At 60.4% G+C, this 17,261-nt stretch carries 16 protein-coding genes and 1 pseudogene; 4 read left to right on the top strand and 13 right to left on the bottom strand.

The genetic code is table 11. The features are described 5' to 3' along the window. Nucleotides 1-306 (bottom strand): class I tRNA ligase family protein (locus tag H0V34_14640; GenBank protein ID MBA2492860.1); only part of this gene is annotated, 306 nt, incomplete at its 3' end. A gap of 159 nt (nucleotides 307-465) precedes the next feature. On the opposite strand from H0V34_14640, the gene H0V34_14635 reads away from it, so the two are divergent. Continuing rightward, nucleotides 466-990, top strand: a complete 525-nt coding sequence (locus H0V34_14635) for a zinc ribbon-containing protein (GenBank protein ID MBA2492859.1) — start codon at nucleotides 466-468, stop codon at nucleotides 988-990. An 11-nt stretch (nucleotides 991-1,001) separates the two neighbouring features. Here the strand turns inward: H0V34_14635 and H0V34_14630 are convergent, their stop codons facing one another. From H0V34_14630 to H0V34_14575, 12 genes are all read right to left on the bottom strand, one after another. Next, a complete protein-coding gene (locus tag H0V34_14630; protein ID MBA2492858.1) occupies nucleotides 1,002-1,421 on the bottom strand; it encodes a PIN domain-containing protein in 420 nt (139 codons plus the stop codon). Between the two features lie 3 nt (nucleotides 1,422-1,424). Further along, on the bottom strand, nucleotides 1,425-1,646 hold the full coding sequence (locus H0V34_14625; protein MBA2492857.1) for an AbrB/MazE/SpoVT family DNA-binding domain-containing protein: 222 nt from the start codon (nucleotides 1,644-1,646) through the stop codon (nucleotides 1,425-1,427). A gap of 100 nt (nucleotides 1,647-1,746) precedes the next feature. Next, complete coding sequence (locus H0V34_14620; GenBank protein MBA2492856.1) at nucleotides 1,747-3,189, bottom strand: mannose-1-phosphate guanylyltransferase/mannose-6-phosphate isomerase; 1,443 nt, start codon at nucleotides 3,187-3,189, stop codon at nucleotides 1,747-1,749. Between the two features lie 15 nt (nucleotides 3,190-3,204). Then, on the bottom strand, nucleotides 3,205-4,764 hold the full coding sequence (gene lnt / locus H0V34_14615; GenBank protein ID MBA2492855.1) for an apolipoprotein N-acyltransferase: 1,560 nt from the start codon (nucleotides 4,762-4,764) through the stop codon (nucleotides 3,205-3,207). A 57-nt stretch (nucleotides 4,765-4,821) separates the two neighbouring features. Then, a complete protein-coding gene (gene ybeY, locus H0V34_14610) occupies nucleotides 4,822-5,346 on the bottom strand; it encodes an rRNA maturation RNase YbeY (GenBank protein MBA2492854.1) in 525 nt (174 codons plus the stop codon). Continuing rightward, complete coding sequence (locus H0V34_14605; GenBank protein ID MBA2492853.1) at nucleotides 5,321-6,334, bottom strand: PhoH family protein; 1,014 nt, start codon at nucleotides 6,332-6,334, stop codon at nucleotides 5,321-5,323. Before H0V34_14605 ends, ybeY begins: the two co-directional genes overlap by 26 nt. Before the next feature lie 209 nt (nucleotides 6,335-6,543). Further along, nucleotides 6,544-7,923, bottom strand: a complete 1,380-nt coding sequence (gene miaB / locus H0V34_14600) for a tRNA (N6-isopentenyl adenosine(37)-C2)-methylthiotransferase MiaB (GenBank protein MBA2492852.1) — start codon at nucleotides 7,921-7,923, stop codon at nucleotides 6,544-6,546. Nucleotides 7,924-7,990: 67 nt separating this feature from the next. Next, nucleotides 7,991-8,974 (bottom strand): UDP-glucose 4-epimerase GalE, encoded by a 984-nt coding sequence (gene galE, locus H0V34_14595; GenBank protein ID MBA2492851.1) that lies wholly within the window; start codon nucleotides 8,972-8,974, stop codon nucleotides 7,991-7,993. Nucleotides 8,975-9,135: 161 nt separating this feature from the next. Beyond that, a complete protein-coding gene (locus tag H0V34_14590; protein ID MBA2492850.1) occupies nucleotides 9,136-11,073 on the bottom strand; it encodes a polysaccharide biosynthesis protein in 1,938 nt (645 codons plus the stop codon). 52 nt (nucleotides 11,074-11,125) lie between these two features. Next, nucleotides 11,126-12,145, bottom strand: coding sequence for a glycosyltransferase family 4 protein (locus tag H0V34_14585; GenBank protein ID MBA2492849.1), 1,020 nt, complete (start codon nucleotides 12,143-12,145; stop codon nucleotides 11,126-11,128). Nucleotides 12,146-12,210: 65 nt separating this feature from the next. After that, entirely contained in the window at nucleotides 12,211-13,170 is a 960-nt protein-coding gene (locus H0V34_14580; protein ID MBA2492848.1) for an NAD-dependent epimerase/dehydratase family protein, read from the bottom strand. Between the two features lie 28 nt (nucleotides 13,171-13,198). After that, complete coding sequence (locus H0V34_14575) at nucleotides 13,199-14,029, bottom strand: glycosyltransferase family 2 protein (GenBank protein ID MBA2492847.1); 831 nt, start codon at nucleotides 14,027-14,029, stop codon at nucleotides 13,199-13,201. A 73-nt stretch (nucleotides 14,030-14,102) separates the two neighbouring features. On the opposite strand from H0V34_14575, the gene H0V34_14570 reads away from it, so the two are divergent. The 3 genes and pseudogenes from H0V34_14570 (at nucleotide 14,103) to H0V34_14560 (ending at nucleotide 17,133) form a co-directional block, all read left to right on the top strand. Beyond that, a complete protein-coding gene (locus H0V34_14570; protein MBA2492846.1) occupies nucleotides 14,103-14,309 on the top strand; it encodes a hypothetical protein in 207 nt (68 codons plus the stop codon). A gap of 711 nt (nucleotides 14,310-15,020) precedes the next feature. Beyond that, nucleotides 15,021-16,112: a glycosyltransferase gene (locus H0V34_14565; GenBank protein ID MBA2492845.1), complete on the top strand. Its 1,092-nt coding sequence runs from the start codon at nucleotides 15,021-15,023 to the stop codon at nucleotides 16,110-16,112. Nucleotides 16,113-16,273: 161 nt separating this feature from the next. Beyond that, a pseudogene (locus H0V34_14560) lies at nucleotides 16,274-17,133 on the top strand (IS1595 family transposase). Nucleotides 17,134-17,261: the final 128 nt, after the last annotated feature.

Genomic DNA, 17,261 nt, shown 5'->3' with positions numbered 1-17,261 from the left:
ATACGTCCAGCGCGCGGGCGGCACACGGTGCTTGATCGCCGCGTTTTCCGCGGGCAGACCAAACGCATCCCAGCCCATCGGCTGCAGGACGTTTTTGCCCTGCATACGCTGATAACGACTGATGACATCGCCGATCGTGTAATTGCGCACGTGCCCCATGTGCAGGCGGCCGCTGGGATACGGGAACATGCACAGGCAATAGAATTTCTCCGCGCCGGCCCGCTCGGAGGCGCGGAATGTATTCTGCGTTTCCCAGTGAGCCTGCGCCTGGCGCTCGATGGCGGCCGCCTCAAATTGTTCCTGCATCGGATCGCGCCAGTGATTTAATCGGGTTGAGAGGTTCGAAGACTGGCCGGCATTGTAATCTCGTGCAAAACAAAACCCAAACCGGCCCCACGCGCCATTAACCACCGTTGAATCGACTAGAATCATGGTAGGTAGCTATCACAGACGGGACCATCCGCAATGACTAAACCGGAACATCAGGACCCTCATCAAGACCACCGCGTCGGCGTCTACAATCGCATGATGGAGCGGGTGCGGCACACGCTGGAGAACGCCGAACACAGCGCGCGACCCACACTGGAACATGCCATCGAGCGGGCGCGCGCACGCGCGGTGGAACTGGGCGAAACCACGCGCGAGGACGCCGGGCGCGTAGCCGATTTTCTGCGGCGCGACTTGAGCGAGATGGGCCGCTACGTCAACGAAACTGGCAAGGAATATAACGACTGGTTTCACATGGACGTGGAGTTGATCGAAGCGAAACTGCTGGATCTGTTCACCAGCGTCGCCGACCAGACCAAACTCGAACTCGCACAATGGGCCGCGCAAGCCAATGACAGCGGCGGCTATCGCAGCGCCGAAATCACGGCGGCTGGCACCCTGGAATGCACATCGTGCGCGGAGCAGCTAACGTTTGCGAAGGCGGGGCGTATTCCGTTGTGCCCGAATTGTCAGGGCGATAAATTCAGACGTCTCTCCAGGTGAGGCCAAAGCACTCAGCGAGATTGGCGCCGCGGTGAGATAAGCTTTACGGTCGGGTAATTGGTGCGGAAGCGTGCGACATCGCGCGTCATCAACTGCAAGTGATCTACAGCCGCATGGGCACCGATATAAAAATCCGGTAGCGGCGAAGTTTTTGCGCCCGCGCGCCTTCGGTGCCTCAAGAACACTTTTCCTGCCAGAAACAAGGCCTCTTTCGGAATCGGCATGTATTGAAAGCCCGCTTGCGTCAGCGCCGCTTCCAGATCCTCAATCCGGCTGAAGCCAATGGAAACCTCGGAGTAAACAACAGGATTGATGTACAAGGTATCGGCATGGCCGTACCGTTCCAAAGTGGATGCCGACCACTCGAACCAGACCGGATCGTCTTCAAACACATCCAGAATCACGTTTGAGTCGACCAGTATTCCGCTCACCCGCTACCCGCGCGTGAGCGCCATGATCTCTTCTGTCGTCATCTTCACGGTTGCAACACCCCGCAAGCGCCTGAAGCGCTGACCTCGCGGTTGCCCGGGACGCGATTTGATCAGATAGACTTTGCCCCCTTCCTCGACAAAACTAACCTCAGTGTAAGGCATCAAGCCCAGCTTTTCGCGAATGGCTTGCGGGATGGTGACCTGCCCTTTTGTCGTGATGCGCAAGTTATTCTCCTGTGCGCATGGTAATACTGACAATGGTATTACCAGCGCCCCCCTTGTTCAAGCGGCTATCCCTTGGATCAACTCAGGCGTTCTGAGAAATTCAGCGTCCGTAATTATCCTCGAACCGCACGATGTCGTCTTCGCCCAGGTAGCTGCCGCTTTGCACTTCGATCAGTTCCAGCGGGATCTTGCCGGGGTTTTCCAGCCGGTGGCGCGTGCCGGTGGGGATGAACGTGGATTCGTTTTCACTCAACAGAAACACTTCGTCGCCGCGCGTCACTCGGGCGGTGCCGGTGACCACTACCCAGTGCTCCGCGCGATGGTGGTGCATCTGTAAGGACAAGGTGCCGCCCGGATTGACCGTGATGCGCTTGACCTGAAAACGGCCGGACAGGTCGATGCCTTCGTAATCGCCCCACGGCCGGTACACTTTGCGGTGCGTGGTCGCCTCCGTGCGGCCGCGTGCTTTGAGTTGCTCGACGATGTGCTTCGTATCCTGCGCGCGGGCCCGCGGCACCACCAGCACCGCATCGGCCGTTTCGATGATGATCTGGTCCTTGATCCCCACCGCGCTCACCAGTCGGTGGCCGGCATGGATGTAGCAGCCCGCGCAATCTTCGGTCAAAACGTCACCGACTTCGACGTTGCCGCTGGCGTCGTGCGGTTCTGCTTCCCATAGCGAGTGCCAGGAACCGACGTCGCTCCAGCCGGCCTTGAGCGGTATGACTACGGCACTCGATGTTTTTTCCATCACGGCGTAATCGATGGAGTCGCTGGCCGAAGCCTCAAACGCCGACCGATCCAGCCGGATAAAATCCAGATCGCGCGCGCGCGCTTCGTGGGCCTTGACGCAGGCCGCAAAGATTCGCGGCGCGTGCGTTTTGAGTTCATCCAGATAACGCCGCGCGGCGAAGCAGAACATGCCGCTGTTCCAGAGGTAATCGCCCGCCGCCAGATAGGATTCGGCGGTGGCCTGATCGGGTTTTTCGCGGAAAGCATCGACCGCGTAAGCTTGCTCGGCGCACCCTTCGATGTTGAGTACCGGACCGCGCTGGATATAGCCGTAACCGGTCTCCGCGCGTACAGGGATGATGCCGAAGGTCACCAGATGACCTGCGGCCGCCGCGCGCCGCGCGATCTTGAACGCGACGTCGAACGAGGCGGTGTTTTTGATGATGTGATCGGCTGGCAGCACCAGCATTACGGCGTCTTCGATCTGCGCGCAGATCTCCAGCGCCGCCGCCGCGATGGCCGGCGCCGTATTGCGCCCCACCGGTTCCAGCATTAGGCGCACGTCGCGCGCATCGATGGCGCGCACTTGCTCGGCTGCCATGAAGCGGTGTTCGTTGTTGCACACGACCAGGGTGAAGGCGACGTTCTCCAGCCCTTCCAGCCGCCGCAACGTCGCCTGAAACAGGCTCAGATCGCCTGTTAGCGGAATAAACTGCTTGGGATAAAGCTGGCGCGACATGGGCCACAGCCGCGTACCGGAACCGCCGGAAAGGATCACGGGAACAGCCAGATGCGGCGCGGATTGACTCATGACGTTACTCCCCGGCTAGCTTATATTCGTGCGCGCATTGTCTTGTCTCGTGCGCAGCAAGACAAGCGTGGCCAGCACCGATAACAGCGATAGTGTGATTACGGGCCAGTTTTCCCAGCGGCTGAACGGCGTCATGCCGCTACGCGGCTGCGCCGCCCCGCTCAGCACCCTCGTTTCAAATTGCGGCGAGCGCGCCGTTATCTCGCCCTGCGCATCAATGATTGCCGATATGCCAGTGTTGGTCGCGCGCAGCAGCGCACGACCTGTTTCCACCGCGCGCAGCCGGGCGATCTCCAGATGCTGGTGCGGCGCCAGCGAATCGCCGAACCACGCGTCGTTGCTGACGTTGATCAGCAGGGCCGCTTGAGGCAGCGCGTCGTTGACCTCAGTCCCGTAGGCCGCTTCGTAACAGATGGAAATCCCCACCGCCAGGTTATCCAGATGCGGCAGGCGCAGCAGCGGCCGCCCATCGCCCGAGCTCAGATCGGACATTGGTATCACCAGCATGCCCTCCATCCATTGAAGCCACCCGCGCAGCGGCATGTATTCGCCGAACGGCACGAGGTGACGCTTGAAATAAAACTCGGGTGGCTCGCCCAGGCGCGCAACCGCGTTGTAAGCGTTGCCGGTGCGCGGATCGAACACGAACACGCCGGTCACCAATGCCGCGTCGTGCCGCCGCGCCTCGCGCGCCAGCGGTTCGATGAACGAGTCGGCGACCTGATCGTACCAGGTCGGGACCGCCGTTTCCGGCCACACAATGAGGTCCGAATCCCAGTGTGCGCGGGTCAGCCGCCGGTATAACTTCAAGGTCGGCTGCCGACTGTCAGCGCTCATCTTGTCGTCCTGCGCGATGTTGCCCTGAACCAAAGTGAGGGTCAGCGCCTCGCCCTGGGGCGCGGTCCAGCTCAACGTACCAAACCAGGCCGCCATCACCCATAGACACGCGATACCCGCCACCGCCAACCAGCGGCGACAACCGCGCGCGATGAACACATACACCAGCGCGCCGGCGGTAAGCATGCAGATCCAGCCCGCGCCGGTCGCGCCCAGCAGCGGGACCACACCCGCCAGGGGCCAGTCCAGTTGCGCCTGACCTATGGTCAGCCACGGAAAGCCGGTAAACAGCCAGCCGCGCGTCCATTCAGCCAGGGTCCAGACGGCAGGGTATGCGAGTAGCAGGCTGATCGCGGGCGGCGCCTTGATGTAACGGTTGACGAGATAGCCGGTCAGCGCCGGATACAGCGACATGACCAATATCAGCGACGCCGTAATCAGCGCGGCCAGCGCCGCCGGCGCCTCGCCGAACACGTGAATGCTGTTAAAGACCCACGATACGCCAAAGCCGAAAAATCCCAGACCGAAGAGATACCCGCGCCACAATGCCCGCGACGGTGAACTGTGCAGCCACAGCCACAACAACACGGTGGGCGACAGCACCGCCAGCGGACGCCACGCGAACGGCGCAAACGCCAGCACCAGCGCCGCGCCCGCCGGCGCCGCCACACAATCGGCCACGGCGGGAAAGCGCGCGGGCCAGGACGGCCCGCGTCGAGAGCCTGACTCAGAGTTCATGCGATGAATTCCGCGGGGATCGACAGGCTTATCTTTGCGCGCCGTAGCCGGCGTTGCTTATGTGTAGCCAGGTGTCGCGCACTCGCTCCCCTGAAAATCCTGGTATCGATAAGGATTCGGATAACCCAGGCCGGCCATAATCCGCGTCTCGCGCGCTTCCATGAGCTGCGCTTGCGCATCCGTCTGATGATCGTAGCCTTGCAGGTGCAGCATGCCATGCACGACCATGTGCGCCCAGTGCGATTCTTCGCACTTCACCTGCGCGAGCGCTTCGCGTGCGATAACCGGCGCGCAGAGCACCACATCGCCCAGCAGCGATGTATCCACCTGCGGCGGCGCCTCGAAAGGGAAAGACAGCACGTTGGTCGCACCATTGCCGCGCCGATACTGCTCGTTCAGCCGCGCGCCTTCTTCCTCGCCCACCACGCGCACTGTCACTTGCAGGGAGTCGCGTCCCTCCACACTTGGCGCGGCCCAGCTTCGGAACTGCTCGGCCGAAGGCACACCCGGCGCGTCACAGGCGATCTGCAAGTCCAGTTCGATGGACGCGGACACGTCAAAGTTCGGTGCGCGGATCGCCATCGGTGGCCCGCGTCGCCCGACTGCCACCTTCCGCACGCTCGTAAGCCATTACGATGCGCTGTACCAGCGGATGCCGCACCACGTCGCGCGCGGTGAAGAAATTGAAGGCAACGCCGTCCACACCTTTGAGCACATCGATTACGTGACGCAGGCCGGACTTGCGATTTGGCGGCAGGTCGATCTGCGTGATGTCGCCGGTCACGATCGCGGTCGAACCGAAACCGATGCGGGTTAAAAACATCTTCATCTGGTCGACTGTGGTGTTCTGTGCTTCGTCGAGAATGATCACGGCGTCGTTCAGGGTGCGGCCGCGCATGTAGGCCAGCGGCGCTACCTCGATGACGTTGCGCTCGATCAGTTTGTACACCTTCTCGAAACCCAGCATCTCGTACAGCGCGTCGTAAATCGGCCTTAAATACGGATCGATCTTCTGGCTCAAGTCGCCCGGCAGAAATCCCAGCCGTTCGCCAGCCTCCACCGCGGGGCGCACCAGCACCAGCCTGCGCACTCTGGACGCGTCCAGCGCCTCGACCGCGCACGCCACGCCGAGAAATGTCTTCCCGGTGCCGGCGGGACCGATGCCGAAAGTCAGATCACGGTTGCGGATGTTTTCGACGTATTCGAGCTGGTTGGCGCCGCGCGCGCGAATGGCGCCGCGCCGCGTGCGAATCGCGGTCTCGCCACGTGGCTGTTGCTCCGCATCCAGCCGCGCTTCCACGTCGGATTCCTGCAGGAACAGGTTCACGCTGGACGGCGTCAGCACTTCCTGCGCGGTCGCGGCGTACAAATCCTTCAGTACCTCCACCACCGACTGCACGGCGCGCGCCTCACCGACGACGTTGAACTGGCTGCCGCGATTATTGATCTCCACGCCGAGCCGGCGTTCGACCTGACGCAAATGCTCGTTCAGCGCGCCGCACAGATTGGCCAGGCGCGGATTATCGGCTGGCTCAAGGACGAAGGCGACGGATTGCGAATGCTCGTTCAAACGCTGGAGCGATTAAGTTTTCTGCACTCTTGTTATTTCGACCGCCTCGGGCGCATTCGGGGCAGGCTCCGGGACAAATCTGGAGCGTTTGGAGGCGCTAATCAGGCGCAACACAAGATTTATCGCGAAGTTTATCCTGAACATCGTGAGGGGCTCGCAATGACAACTTATGCAAAGTCTCTCAAGCGGCGCAGATTGACGCATTGAGGTCATACGACAGACGCGGCAGATTGCGATTGATCGACGTCAGCCGGCATCAATTCGCCGCGCAGGGAGTTGGTCATGACCCGCGTGATGCTTAACTCCACGAAACGCCCCATCAACGCCGATGGACCCTCGAAGTTCACCACGCGATTATTTTCAGTACGGCCCGCGAGCCACGCCGGGTCTTTGCGGGAGGGCCGTTCGACCAGCACGCGCTGGTGAGTTCCGACCATGCGCCGGCTGATGGTCTGCGCCATCTGGTTTATGCGCGTCTGTAATCGCAAAAGACGCGCCTTTTTGATCGCCAGCGGCACGCCGTCCGGCAGCGCGGCCGCCGGCGTGCCCGGCCTGGCGCTGAAAATGAAACTGTACGACTGGTCGAAGCCGACATCCTCGATGAGCTGCATCGTGGCCTCGAAATCGTCGTCGGTCTCGCCGGGAAAGCCGACGATGAAATCCGATGAGATTGAGATACCGGGCCGGATCGCACGCAGTTTGCGAATCTTCGCCTTATATTCCAACGCGGTGTGTCCGCGTTTCATGAGCGCGAGGATACGATCCGAGCCGCTCTGCACCGGCAGGTGCAGATGATTGACCAGTTGCGGCACGTGCGCGTAAGCGTGGATTAAATTATCCGAGAACTCGATCGGGTGCGAGGTGGTGTAACGGACGCGCGCGATGCCCTCGATGGCGGCGACGTATTCGATCAATATGGCAAAGTCCGCGGTTGGCGAAGTTTCGCCGGTTTCATTCGACATGACGCCGCGGTAGGCGTTGACGTTCTGCCCCAGCAAGGTGACCTCTTGCACGCCTTGCACGACCAGTTCGGCGATCTCGGCGATGACATCGTCGAACGGCCGGCTGACTTCCTCGCCTCGTGTGTACGGCACCACACAGAACGTACAGTATTTGCTGCAACCTTCCATGATCGACACGAACGCAGACGGCCCTTGCGCGCGCGGCTCGGGCAGCCGGTCGAACTTTTCAATTTCCGGGAAAGAGACATCGATCACCGGCGCGCGGCGTTGCATGACCTGATCCAGCATCGCAGGCAGCCGGTGCAGGGTCTGCGGACCGAACACGATGTCCACGCAAGGCGCGCGTTCGTGCAACGCCAGACCTTCCTGACTCGCCACGCAGCCGCCGACGCCGATGACCACCTGAGGATTGTCGTCCTTGAGCAGGCGCCACTTGCCGAGCTGCGAAAACACCTTTTCCTGCGCCTTCTCGCGGATCGAGCACGTGTTGAGCAGCAACAGGTCCGCCTGCGCGGGATCGTCAGTCGGCGCAAAAGCGTGCGAGACGCGCAGCGCGTCCAGCATCCTGGCCGAATCGTAGACGTTCATCTGACAGCCGTGGGTCTGGATGAATACCTTGCGCGTCATACCATGTTAAAAAGGTTAGCTATCTCAAGCTTGGCAAGGCTGCATGACGCGGGTTCAGTGACATACCTCAACCAACAGCGCCGGCGCGCTGTTCCCACGCCCACGCATGCGCGATGATGGTGTCCAGATCGACGTAACGCGGAGTCCAGCCCAGTTTGGAGCGCGCGCGCGCGGAATCGGCCACCAGTCGCGCGGGGTCGCCGCCCCGGCGCCCGCCGCGGGTGACGGGTATCTTAAGACCGGTAACCCGTGCCGCCGCGTCGATCACTTCCCGCACTGAATAGCCCTGCCCGTTGCCCAGGTTGAAGCGATCGCTGCCGGCGCCGCCGAGCAAGCCTTTCAACGCGCGCAGGTGCGCGTCGCACAGGTCCTGAACGTGGATGTAATCGCGAATGCAGGTGCCGTCCGGAGTGTTGTAGTCATTGCCGAAGAGTGTAATGGATTCACGCCGTCCGCTCGCCGCGCGCAACACCAGTGGAATCAGGTGCGATTCCGGATTGTGACACTCGCCCAGGCGGCCTTGCGCGTCCGCGCCGGCCGCGTTGAAATAACGCAACGCCACGGATTTGAGCCCATAGGCACGGTCGTAGTCTTCCAATAACTGCTCGACCATCCACTTGGAGCGCCCGTACGGATTGACCGGCGCCTTTGGATGCTGTTCATCGATAGGCACATATTCCGGCTCGCCAAAAATCGCCGCCGTCGATGAAAAAATGAACGCGTTGACCCCATATCGCACCATCGCGTCCAGCAGATTCTGCGTGTTGGAGACGTTGTTACGGTAATACTTGGCGGGATCGCGCACCGATTCACCCACCTCGATGTGCGCCGCAAAGTGCATGACCCCGGCGATGTCATGCGCATCCAGCACGCGATCCAGCAGTTCGCGATCATTGAGATCGCCTTCGATGAATTCGCCCGCGATGACCGCGTCGCGACGACCGGAGTAAAGATTATCCAGCACCACGGGATCGTAACCGGCGTCGCTTAATGTAACGACCATGTGCGAACCGATGTAACCGGCGCCGCCGACAACCAGTATATTCCCCACCGAGATTGAGTTCCTGTGCCCTTAGGGATTTTCGTTCATGCGTTTTGCGACCATGCCCGGCCCCGCTCGTGCGGCGCCGATCGTGCAGGTTACAAAGTATGGCGAGCTTTGCCGCGCGCGGCAACCGGTACGGCTGACGCCGGTGTTTGTGCGAACGGTATTCAATGAACGGAAGATGATGCGGTCTCCGCCGCCAGAATCTTGTCCTGTTCCAGCCACACGTGGTCTTCGATGCCGTTACGCGGCGCGTAGCCCTGCACCGACTCCAGCAACAGACGGCGCACCGCGGCATGATCCAGCGCCTCCAGCGCCGTGTCGAACAGTCGCAGCAGAGAATCGATGCGCTCGGCGGAGACGACCCCCTCCTGCGCGCGCAGGATCATTGGATGATCGGTGGGCAAGGCGTTCTCGCCGATCAACAGTTCCTCGTACAGCTTCTCGCCCGGCCGCAAGCCCGTGAAGCGCACCTCGATGTCGCCGTTCGGGTTGTCCGCATCGCGCACCTCGAAACCATACAGGCGGATCATGTGCTTGGCCAGATCGACGATGCGCACCGGCTCGCCCATATTGAGCAGGAACAGGTCGCCGCCCTGCGCCTTTGCGCCGGCCTGAATCACCAGTTGCGCCGCCTCCGGGATCGTCATGAAATAGCGCACCATTTCCTCGTGCGTAACGGTCACCGGGCCGCCACGGCGGATCTGCTCGCGAAACAGTGGCACCACCGAACCGCTGGAGGCAAGCACATTACCGAACCGCACCATGCAGAAGCGGGTCGCCGGGTTGCGCTGCGCCAGCGCCTGCAACACCAGTTCCGCGAAGCGCTTGGTCGCGCCCATCACATTGGCCGGCCGCACCGCCTTGTCAGTAGAGGCCAGCACGAAAGTTTCCACGCCGCTCGCCAGCGCCGCCATGGCCGCGCTGTGCGTGCCGAAGATATTATTGCGTACGCCCGCCAGCGGATTTTGCTCGACCAGCGGCACGTGCTTATAGGCTGCCGCGTGATAAACGGTCTGCACACCGAACGCGGTCATGATTGATTGCATGCGTTCGCGATGACATATCGAACCCAGGATCGGCACCAGTTCCACGGAATGTCCCGCCACTTTTACGAGCCGGATCAGTTCATGTTCGATTCTGTACAGCGCATATTCGGAGATCTCGCAGATGATCAGACGCCGCGGCTGCTGGCTGATGATCTGCCGGCACAGTTCGGAACCGATAGAGCCGCCGCCGCCAGTGACCATCACCGATTTGCCACGGATGCAGGAACTCAACAGGCGCGCATCCAGCTTGACCGGCTCGCGCCCCAGAATGTCCTCGACATCCACGTCACGGATATCGTCGACCCGCTTGATGCCACTGGCCAGTTCGGTTAAGCCCGGCACCACCATTACGTGCACGTGCAGAGGCTCCAGGCTCTTGATGATCTCGCGCCGACGACCGCGCGAAATGGAGGGCATCGCCAAGAGCACCGTCGTCACGCCGAAATCCGGGATAACCGTCTCCAGTTGCGCGGGCGGGAATACCCTCAGCCCCAGTATCTCGCCGCCCTGCAGCTCCCGGCGGTCATCTAGAATCAGCATGGGGCGAAATTCGCGGCTGTGCTGCAGCGCCTGGGCAAGCTGAATGCCCGCTTCGCCGGCGCCATAAATCGCCACGTGCTTGCCCATGCTGATGCGCGTGTTGCGATTGTGCAGCAACGAACGCGCCGCAAGCCGCGAGCCGCTAATGAGGATGAAGGTGAGGAACCAGAAATTGACCCACACCGAACGTGGCATCGTCGGCCCCTGACCGAATACCCAGACGGCGATCATCAATAACAGACTTATCGTAGCGCCCTGAGCGATCGCCACGAAGGCGCGCCCCTGGAGAAAACGGATGACTGAATGATAAAAGCCAAGCCCGTAGAACACGGGGATTGAAATGACCACTGCCAGCGGGAAAAGCAGTACGCGCTGTTGTAGCCACAGCGGCCAGATATGCTCGAAACGCAGAAAAAATGCCGCCCACACGGCGAAGATCAAAATGCCGGTGTCGAGCGCAACGAGAATCAGGCGCTTTACGCTTCTGGGTAGATTAACGAGCAGTGCCTTAAACATTTAAGGCACTATGCGGCCACTGCAAGAGTCAGTCATTTCAAGCATTGCATCCTTACCCGCCTCTACCCGCATCCAGCACAAGCGCCAGCATAATCAGCGGCGCCAGCGCAAGACCGGCTACGACAACCCCCTCATCGGGGTGGTTATTCACATACCATGCCAATGGTAGCAGCCATACAACATCGATGGCGAGCACCGCTAGAGTTACGGGCTGGTGCGAACCGCATCGAACTGCCGCGTGCTGATACGCGTGGCTGCGGTGAGCCAGGTACCATTGCTGCCCACTGATCATTCGTCTTAACAGCGTGACAGTTGCATCGACGATAAATACACCCATCAGGATTATCCAGCTCCAGATCGAAAGCGCGCCCGCGCCGGCGGTGTCTATGGCCAACACAGCAAGCCCAAAGCCGAGAAATCCGCTGCCGATATCCCCCATAAAAATCCGCGCCGGAGGCCAGTTCCAGGGCAAGAACCCAAAGGCGGCGGCGGCCAGCAGGCCCAGGCAGAGAAAACTGGCGTGCGGATCGCCGGCGGCAATGATGAGGCAGGCGCCCGCCAGTACAGTGATCGCTTCGATGGCGGCGAGACCATCGATGCCGTCCATAAAATTGTAAAGATTCAACAGCCATGCACTTGCGATCACACCAACCACAAAGCCCGCCGGCCCCATTTCCACGGAAATGTCGCCTAACGGCAACGCAGGAATACCCCCGAGCCAGTATATCGCCCAGCCACACGCCGCGATATGAACCCCGACCCTGACCCAGGCGGACACTGGCGAGCGGTCATCCCACAAACCGACCGCGGCCACCGCCGCGCCGCCGCCGAACAGCGCAATGAAGGGTCCGGCTGCCATGGCGTCAACCACCCGCAACAAGGCGATCGCGGACAGATACACTGCCACCAACGCCACACCGCCACTATTGGGCGTTGGTGTAGCATGCGAACTGCGCGGACCAGGCTCATCCAGATGCCGATAACTGAGCGCGCGCCTGCGCGCAATGCCGGTCGCGGCAAAGGAACTGGCGGACACCGCGGCTAGCAGCATTACTTCCAGCCCGTCAGTCAACTTCGGTCCGCTTCATTTATCAGTGCCTGAATACCGCCGGCGACTTCTATCGTTACGCGGATGCGTTATGGGCGCGCTCCTCCTCCGGTCGCGAGATACCACTCGACACAGCGCGACACCGCTTCTTCCACGCGCACCTTGGGCCACCATACGAGCGCATCGCACGATGCGCCGATGTCCACCGCCAGCGAACCGCACAGACGCTGCCACGTTCCTCCGTGACCAGTCGCGCGCGCCATCATGCGAAGTATCGAAAGCGGCGCGGGCCACAGCCGCGGGCGGCGATTCATCGCGGCTGCGATCAGGCGCAGCAATTGCGGGGTGGATAAATCCTCGCCATCGCTCACCAGCAATGTGCGTCCGGCGGCGGCTGGATGATGGACGCACTGCACCAAAAAGTCCACGAGATTGTCCGTCGCGACGAGGCTCCGCCGGTTGTCGACGCGCGCCAGCGGCAATGGCAACCCGCGATCGACCAACCGCAGCATGCGCAGGAAATTACCTGCCACGCCGGGGCCATATACCAGCGGCGGCCTGATCGAAACCAGTTCCAGGCCCGTGCCCGCGGCGACACCCCACAAGCGCTGCTCGGCGTCGCGCTTGGAAACCGCGTAGGCGTCCTGCGGCGCGGGAGCATCGCCGGCGCGGAACGCATGCTTGTGCGTCGTCTCACCATTGACCTTGATGCTGCTCACGAACACGAAGCGTTGCACGCCGGCAGCCGCGGACTGGCGCGCCAGATGCGCGGCGCCATCGACATTGATACGGCGCAGCGCGTAGTGTGCGACGTCGCTATCGTCCAACTGCGCACGCGCGGCCAGATGCACAACGACGTCGATCCCCTGAAGATGATCGCGCCAGTTGGTGGCGCCGTCGATGTCCCCGCAGGCAATCGTTCGCGCATGTCCCGAATTTTGTCCGCGCGTCCGCACCGCGCCCGTGACCCGGTATCCGCGCGCGGCCAGCGCCGGGCACAGCGCCGAGCCGACGAAGCCGTTGGCACCGGTAACCAGCACGTTCTTCATCGCAGGGACGGGGAACGCACGACGCGGCTCAAATCCATTTCCAGCCGTGCCGCGAAAAAAAGGTGTAAGCCGAACGGCCGAACATCCACCAGTGCCTGATCCCCTTGCGGCTCGCGTAGCCGCCCTTGTGTACGATCCGCACGCTGGGGACGTAGGCGACGGTCGTGAACTTCGCGGCCCGCAGCGACAGGTCAAAATCCTCGAAATACAGAAAATAGTCCTTCGAAAAGCCGCCTATCCGCGCCAGCACGCGCCGCCGGAACAACATGAAACTGCCGCTGATAAGCGGTACGCCACGACGGACCGCATGCGGATCGATCGTCTTCATTTCGTAGCGCGTGAGACGCCGGTGCGCGATGCGTTTGACGGCATCCGGCGCGAACCCCCGCAAGGCCAGATCGATGACCGTGGGATACGCCTTGCACAAATGCCGCAAACTCCCATCCTCATCGACGAACGCCGGCGCCAGCAACCCCACATCGGGATTGTTCGCCATGAATTCCAGCGCATTGCGCAGCGCATCCTCGGCCACCAGCACGTCGGGGTTCAGGATCAAATGATAATCGGCCGACGATTGCGCGATCGCCATATTGTGGCCTTGACCATAGCCAACGTTGCCGTGCCCAGTCAGGATAGCGAATTCGCGTCCTTCGGCTTGCCAATGCTCTCTCAGCAAGGCTTGCAGGCAGTCCCCGCGGCCGCCGCCCGGATCGTTATCCACAGCCACCAGCCGCACCACGCCCGCGTCGCTCGCGCCGAGCAAGACGACCGCGGCGCGCAGATGTTCCACGGCAAGGGTGAGAAGCTCGAAGTCTGGCCTGAATGTAACGAGTGAAACAGACAACGCTGCTGGACACATTGGTGGATCAGGGGCGGTGGCGTCGGATCTGCGTGCGTGGGGCAGATCGCGATGGGAACCCTCGCCGGGCCCAATGCCGCTGACCCGGATGGGGCGCTGGATTCAAGTTCATTACTACCCGTTCGAAGGCGCCCGCGATCACGAAACGCTTACTTCCCAAAAGCGCTTTTCCACGGCTGCGATTTGTCAAACAGTTTACCATCAGCGTCTTGCGGCTGCTTGCGCCGCTCTTGACCAGGCAAATTATCGGCTCGAAGTCGATGGCCATTCTTTTTTCTAAACTACAATTCATCGAAGTCTTGCCTTGCATACACCAAGTCACCCCCTCGACTGGTCGCATCCAGAAAACCTGGCGTTTATGATTTTCAGCCGCACCAGACTAAGGGACACATTTATGCAGCGCCTGCTAGCACGCTTCGGTCATTGGTCAGGCCGCGTAATGTTGGGCAGACCTGATGAGTCGCTCGCGTTGTCTTATTTTCTACGCGTTAACAACATCGGCGATCGAATCAACCCGGCCATTGTGGGCGCGATGGCGGGGCGCCCGACATTATGGGCAGGCGACCGCATTAGACCTCATTTGCTTGCTGCGGGAAGCCTCATGGCGGTGTCGAATGCGCAGTCGCACATCTGGGGCACGGGCGTCATGCACCCGCGCATTGGTGTTGGAAGTCCTCGAAGGGAGCATGTGAGGGCGCTTCGCGGAAAGCTGTCTGTTACAGCGCTAAGGGCAGCCGGCATCGCGGTCGGCGACGTTCCGCTTGGCGATCCAGGGTTTTTTATCTCTACAGTAGTGCCGAGGCCAGCGCCTCCCGGCCGCCGCTATTCTTTGGGCCTAATCCCGCATTACGTGGACTGGAATCATCCTTATGTGTGTGCTCTGCGTCAGCACGAGAATGTAAGGGTCATTGATGTTACCTGCCCAGAAGCGGATTTCATCTCTCAAGTTGTCTCATGCAACGCGATCGTTAGCTCCGCACTGCACCGCCTTGTGATCGCGGAATCGTACGGGATACCGAATATCTGGGCGGCGCTATCCGACAGCGTCGCTGGCGAAGGGTTCAAGTTCCACGACTGGTTCTCGACCACCCGATCGCCCCAGAAGACGCCAGTACAGGCGCGATCGCCGCGCGATCTGATCCAGGCCGGCAAAGACGCGGCGCTGCACGACATGAGCATCTCTTTGGCCGATATGGCCGGCGCTCTGCGCGAAATTGTGGATTCCGGTCAAATTTGCGTCGCGCGTAGTCGCAGCCGCAAGGCTTATAATGTATGCAGGGCATCCCCGCTGCCTGTCTTCGTCATATCTTTCAACCGATCAGACTGCCTTCAGCAATGCATAAACTCGTACGTGAACGCGGACCGGCCCGTAGATATCATCATTCACGACAATGGCAGCGATGATGAGGACACCCTGGACACGCTGGAGGAATTTGACCGGGCCGGAGTCCTGGTTATAAGAGGGCGGAAAATCCACAATGCGCGGGAACTTAACAGTGTAGACGTGACGATTCAGCAGTTTTTTGAGAGCTGGTCGGAGCCAGGCAGATACGCAGTATCGGATTGTGACATCGAGTTGCCACGGGGCGTACCCGTCCTATCGATATATGATGAACTGCTTGATCGTCTGCCGAAGATCCAGTGCGTCGGACCCATGCTCAAGATTTCGGATATACCGCGAAGATACCTGTTGCGCAACAAAGCAATAAACCGGCACGTGGCGCAATTCTGGCGCAAGCAGCCGCAATGGATCGCAACAAGCCGGGGTCAGGTTGCGTACCAGCTCGCGACGATAGATACCACTTTTGCTTTGCACCGTGCAGGGGAACGATTTCGCCGGTTAAAAGAGGGCGCCCGGGTCTATCGCCCGTTCGAGGCGCGCCATCTTGACTGGTATAACGTAGAAGATGTGCTGGACGTATATCGGCAAAGTTCGGCGCCGGGCATCTCGCACTGGTGGAACCGGAGGTCCATAGTACGGGACGCCAGCGAACTGCTTGAGTTCGAAGAATTCTTGGACGTTGACTACGATCAGACTGGCAAACTAAGCGCAGTCAAGAGAAAAACTATTGACGTCGCTTGACTGCCAAGGAGAGAACGCGGCCCTGGCACGCGTCGTTCGACCGCGTCGTGAAAATCGACCGTGCAGTCTCGATGCCGTCGCTGACAGCAATAAGCTACGTAATTATCCCCTTGACTCCGGTACATAGTTGGGCTAGTATTGGCCTTACGGGGTACAAAGTCATGGCTAAAGCACCCACAGTTCAACAGTTCTTCAAAACCTTCCCGGACGATGATTCGTGTTTAGAGCATCTAATGTTTACTCGCTATGGTGAATTTCTTGATTGTCCAAACTGCGGAAAACATGGAAAGTTTCATCGCCGCAGAAAACGGCCCGTGTACGAGTGCCAGTGGTGCAGTTACGACATTTCGCCGATGGTGGGCACGCCCTTCGAGAGTTCGCATACGCCGTTGCAAAAGTGGTTCTATGCCATGTACCTGTTCACGAACACCCGTCATGGCGTACCAGCCAAAGAACTGCAACGCCAGCTTGGAGTGACCTACAAAACGGCTTGGCGAATGGGCCATGAAATTCGTAAATACATGGCTAAGACGGATGGCGACACGGGATTGTCCGGTCACGTTGAAGTCGATGAAACTCCTATGTTGGCGGTAAGCATCCGGGCAAACGCGGACGTGGGGCCGCTGGCAAGACCGCCGTTTTCGGTATGTTGCAACGTGCCGGTAACGTTATGACGCACGTTATCCCGAACGTTCGACGCAAAACGCTGTACCCCATCATCCAGTCTAAGGTTGCTAAGGGCAGCACCATCAGCAGCGATGAACTCTCGTCTTATGCCACGCTTCGTAATCTCGGCTACACGCACGGCACGGTCGAACACGGATCGGAGCAGTGGGTTAATGGCATTCACCACGTTAATGCGCTCGAAGGTTATTGGGCACAGATCAAGCGCAGCATCAAGGGCACTCACATTCATGTGTCCGGTAAGCACATGGGCAAATACCTTGGCGAGTTTGAATTCAGATATAACATGCGCGGTGCGCCGCAGTTCATGTTTTCTCGCCTTCTTTCGGCTTTTTAGGTGTCGCATCCCGGACGATTATATCTCTGTAAGTCGTCTTCCGTTATTCTCGGCGCGTGAGAGGTTCTCCGCGGCCTGGTGGAGGACTTAAAGACCTGTTGTCCTGGAGAGTTGCCCGCATGATGATC

It is taken from the genome of Gammaproteobacteria bacterium, assembly GCA_013696315.1.
Taxonomy (GTDB): domain Bacteria; phylum Pseudomonadota; class Gammaproteobacteria; order JACCYU01; family JACCYU01; genus JACCYU01.
The sequence above is the reverse complement of the archived record's forward strand: the minus strand, read 5'-3'. Positions and strand labels throughout refer to the sequence as shown.

What these genes read in the sequence shown, in the direction of transcription:
- H0V34_14635 (MBA2492859.1), top strand. Translation starts at nt 466, where the DNA reads ATGACTAAACCGGAACATCAGGACCCTCATCAAGACCACCGCGTCGGC.
- H0V34_14620 (MBA2492856.1), bottom strand. Translation starts at nt 3,189, where the DNA reads ATGAGTCAATCCGCGCCGCATCTGGCTGTTCCCGTGATCCTTTCCGGC.
- lnt (MBA2492855.1), bottom strand. Translation starts at nt 4,764, where the DNA reads ATGAACTCTGAGTCAGGCTCTCGACGCGGGCCGTCCTGGCCCGCGCGC.
- ybeY (MBA2492854.1), bottom strand. Translation starts at nt 5,346, where the DNA reads ATGGCGATCCGCGCACCGAACTTTGACGTGTCCGCGTCCATCGAACTG.
- miaB (MBA2492852.1), bottom strand. Translation starts at nt 7,923, where the DNA reads ATGACGCGCAAGGTATTCATCCAGACCCACGGCTGTCAGATGAACGTC.
- H0V34_14590 (MBA2492850.1), bottom strand. Translation starts at nt 11,073, where the DNA reads ATGTTTAAGGCACTGCTCGTTAATCTACCCAGAAGCGTAAAGCGCCTG.
- H0V34_14580 (MBA2492848.1), bottom strand. Translation starts at nt 13,170, where the DNA reads ATGAAGAACGTGCTGGTTACCGGTGCCAACGGCTTCGTCGGCTCGGCG.
- H0V34_14575 (MBA2492847.1), bottom strand. Translation starts at nt 14,029, where the DNA reads ATGTGTCCAGCAGCGTTGTCTGTTTCACTCGTTACATTCAGGCCAGAC.
- H0V34_14570 (MBA2492846.1), top strand. Translation starts at nt 14,103, where the DNA reads ATGCCGCTGACCCGGATGGGGCGCTGGATTCAAGTTCATTACTACCCG.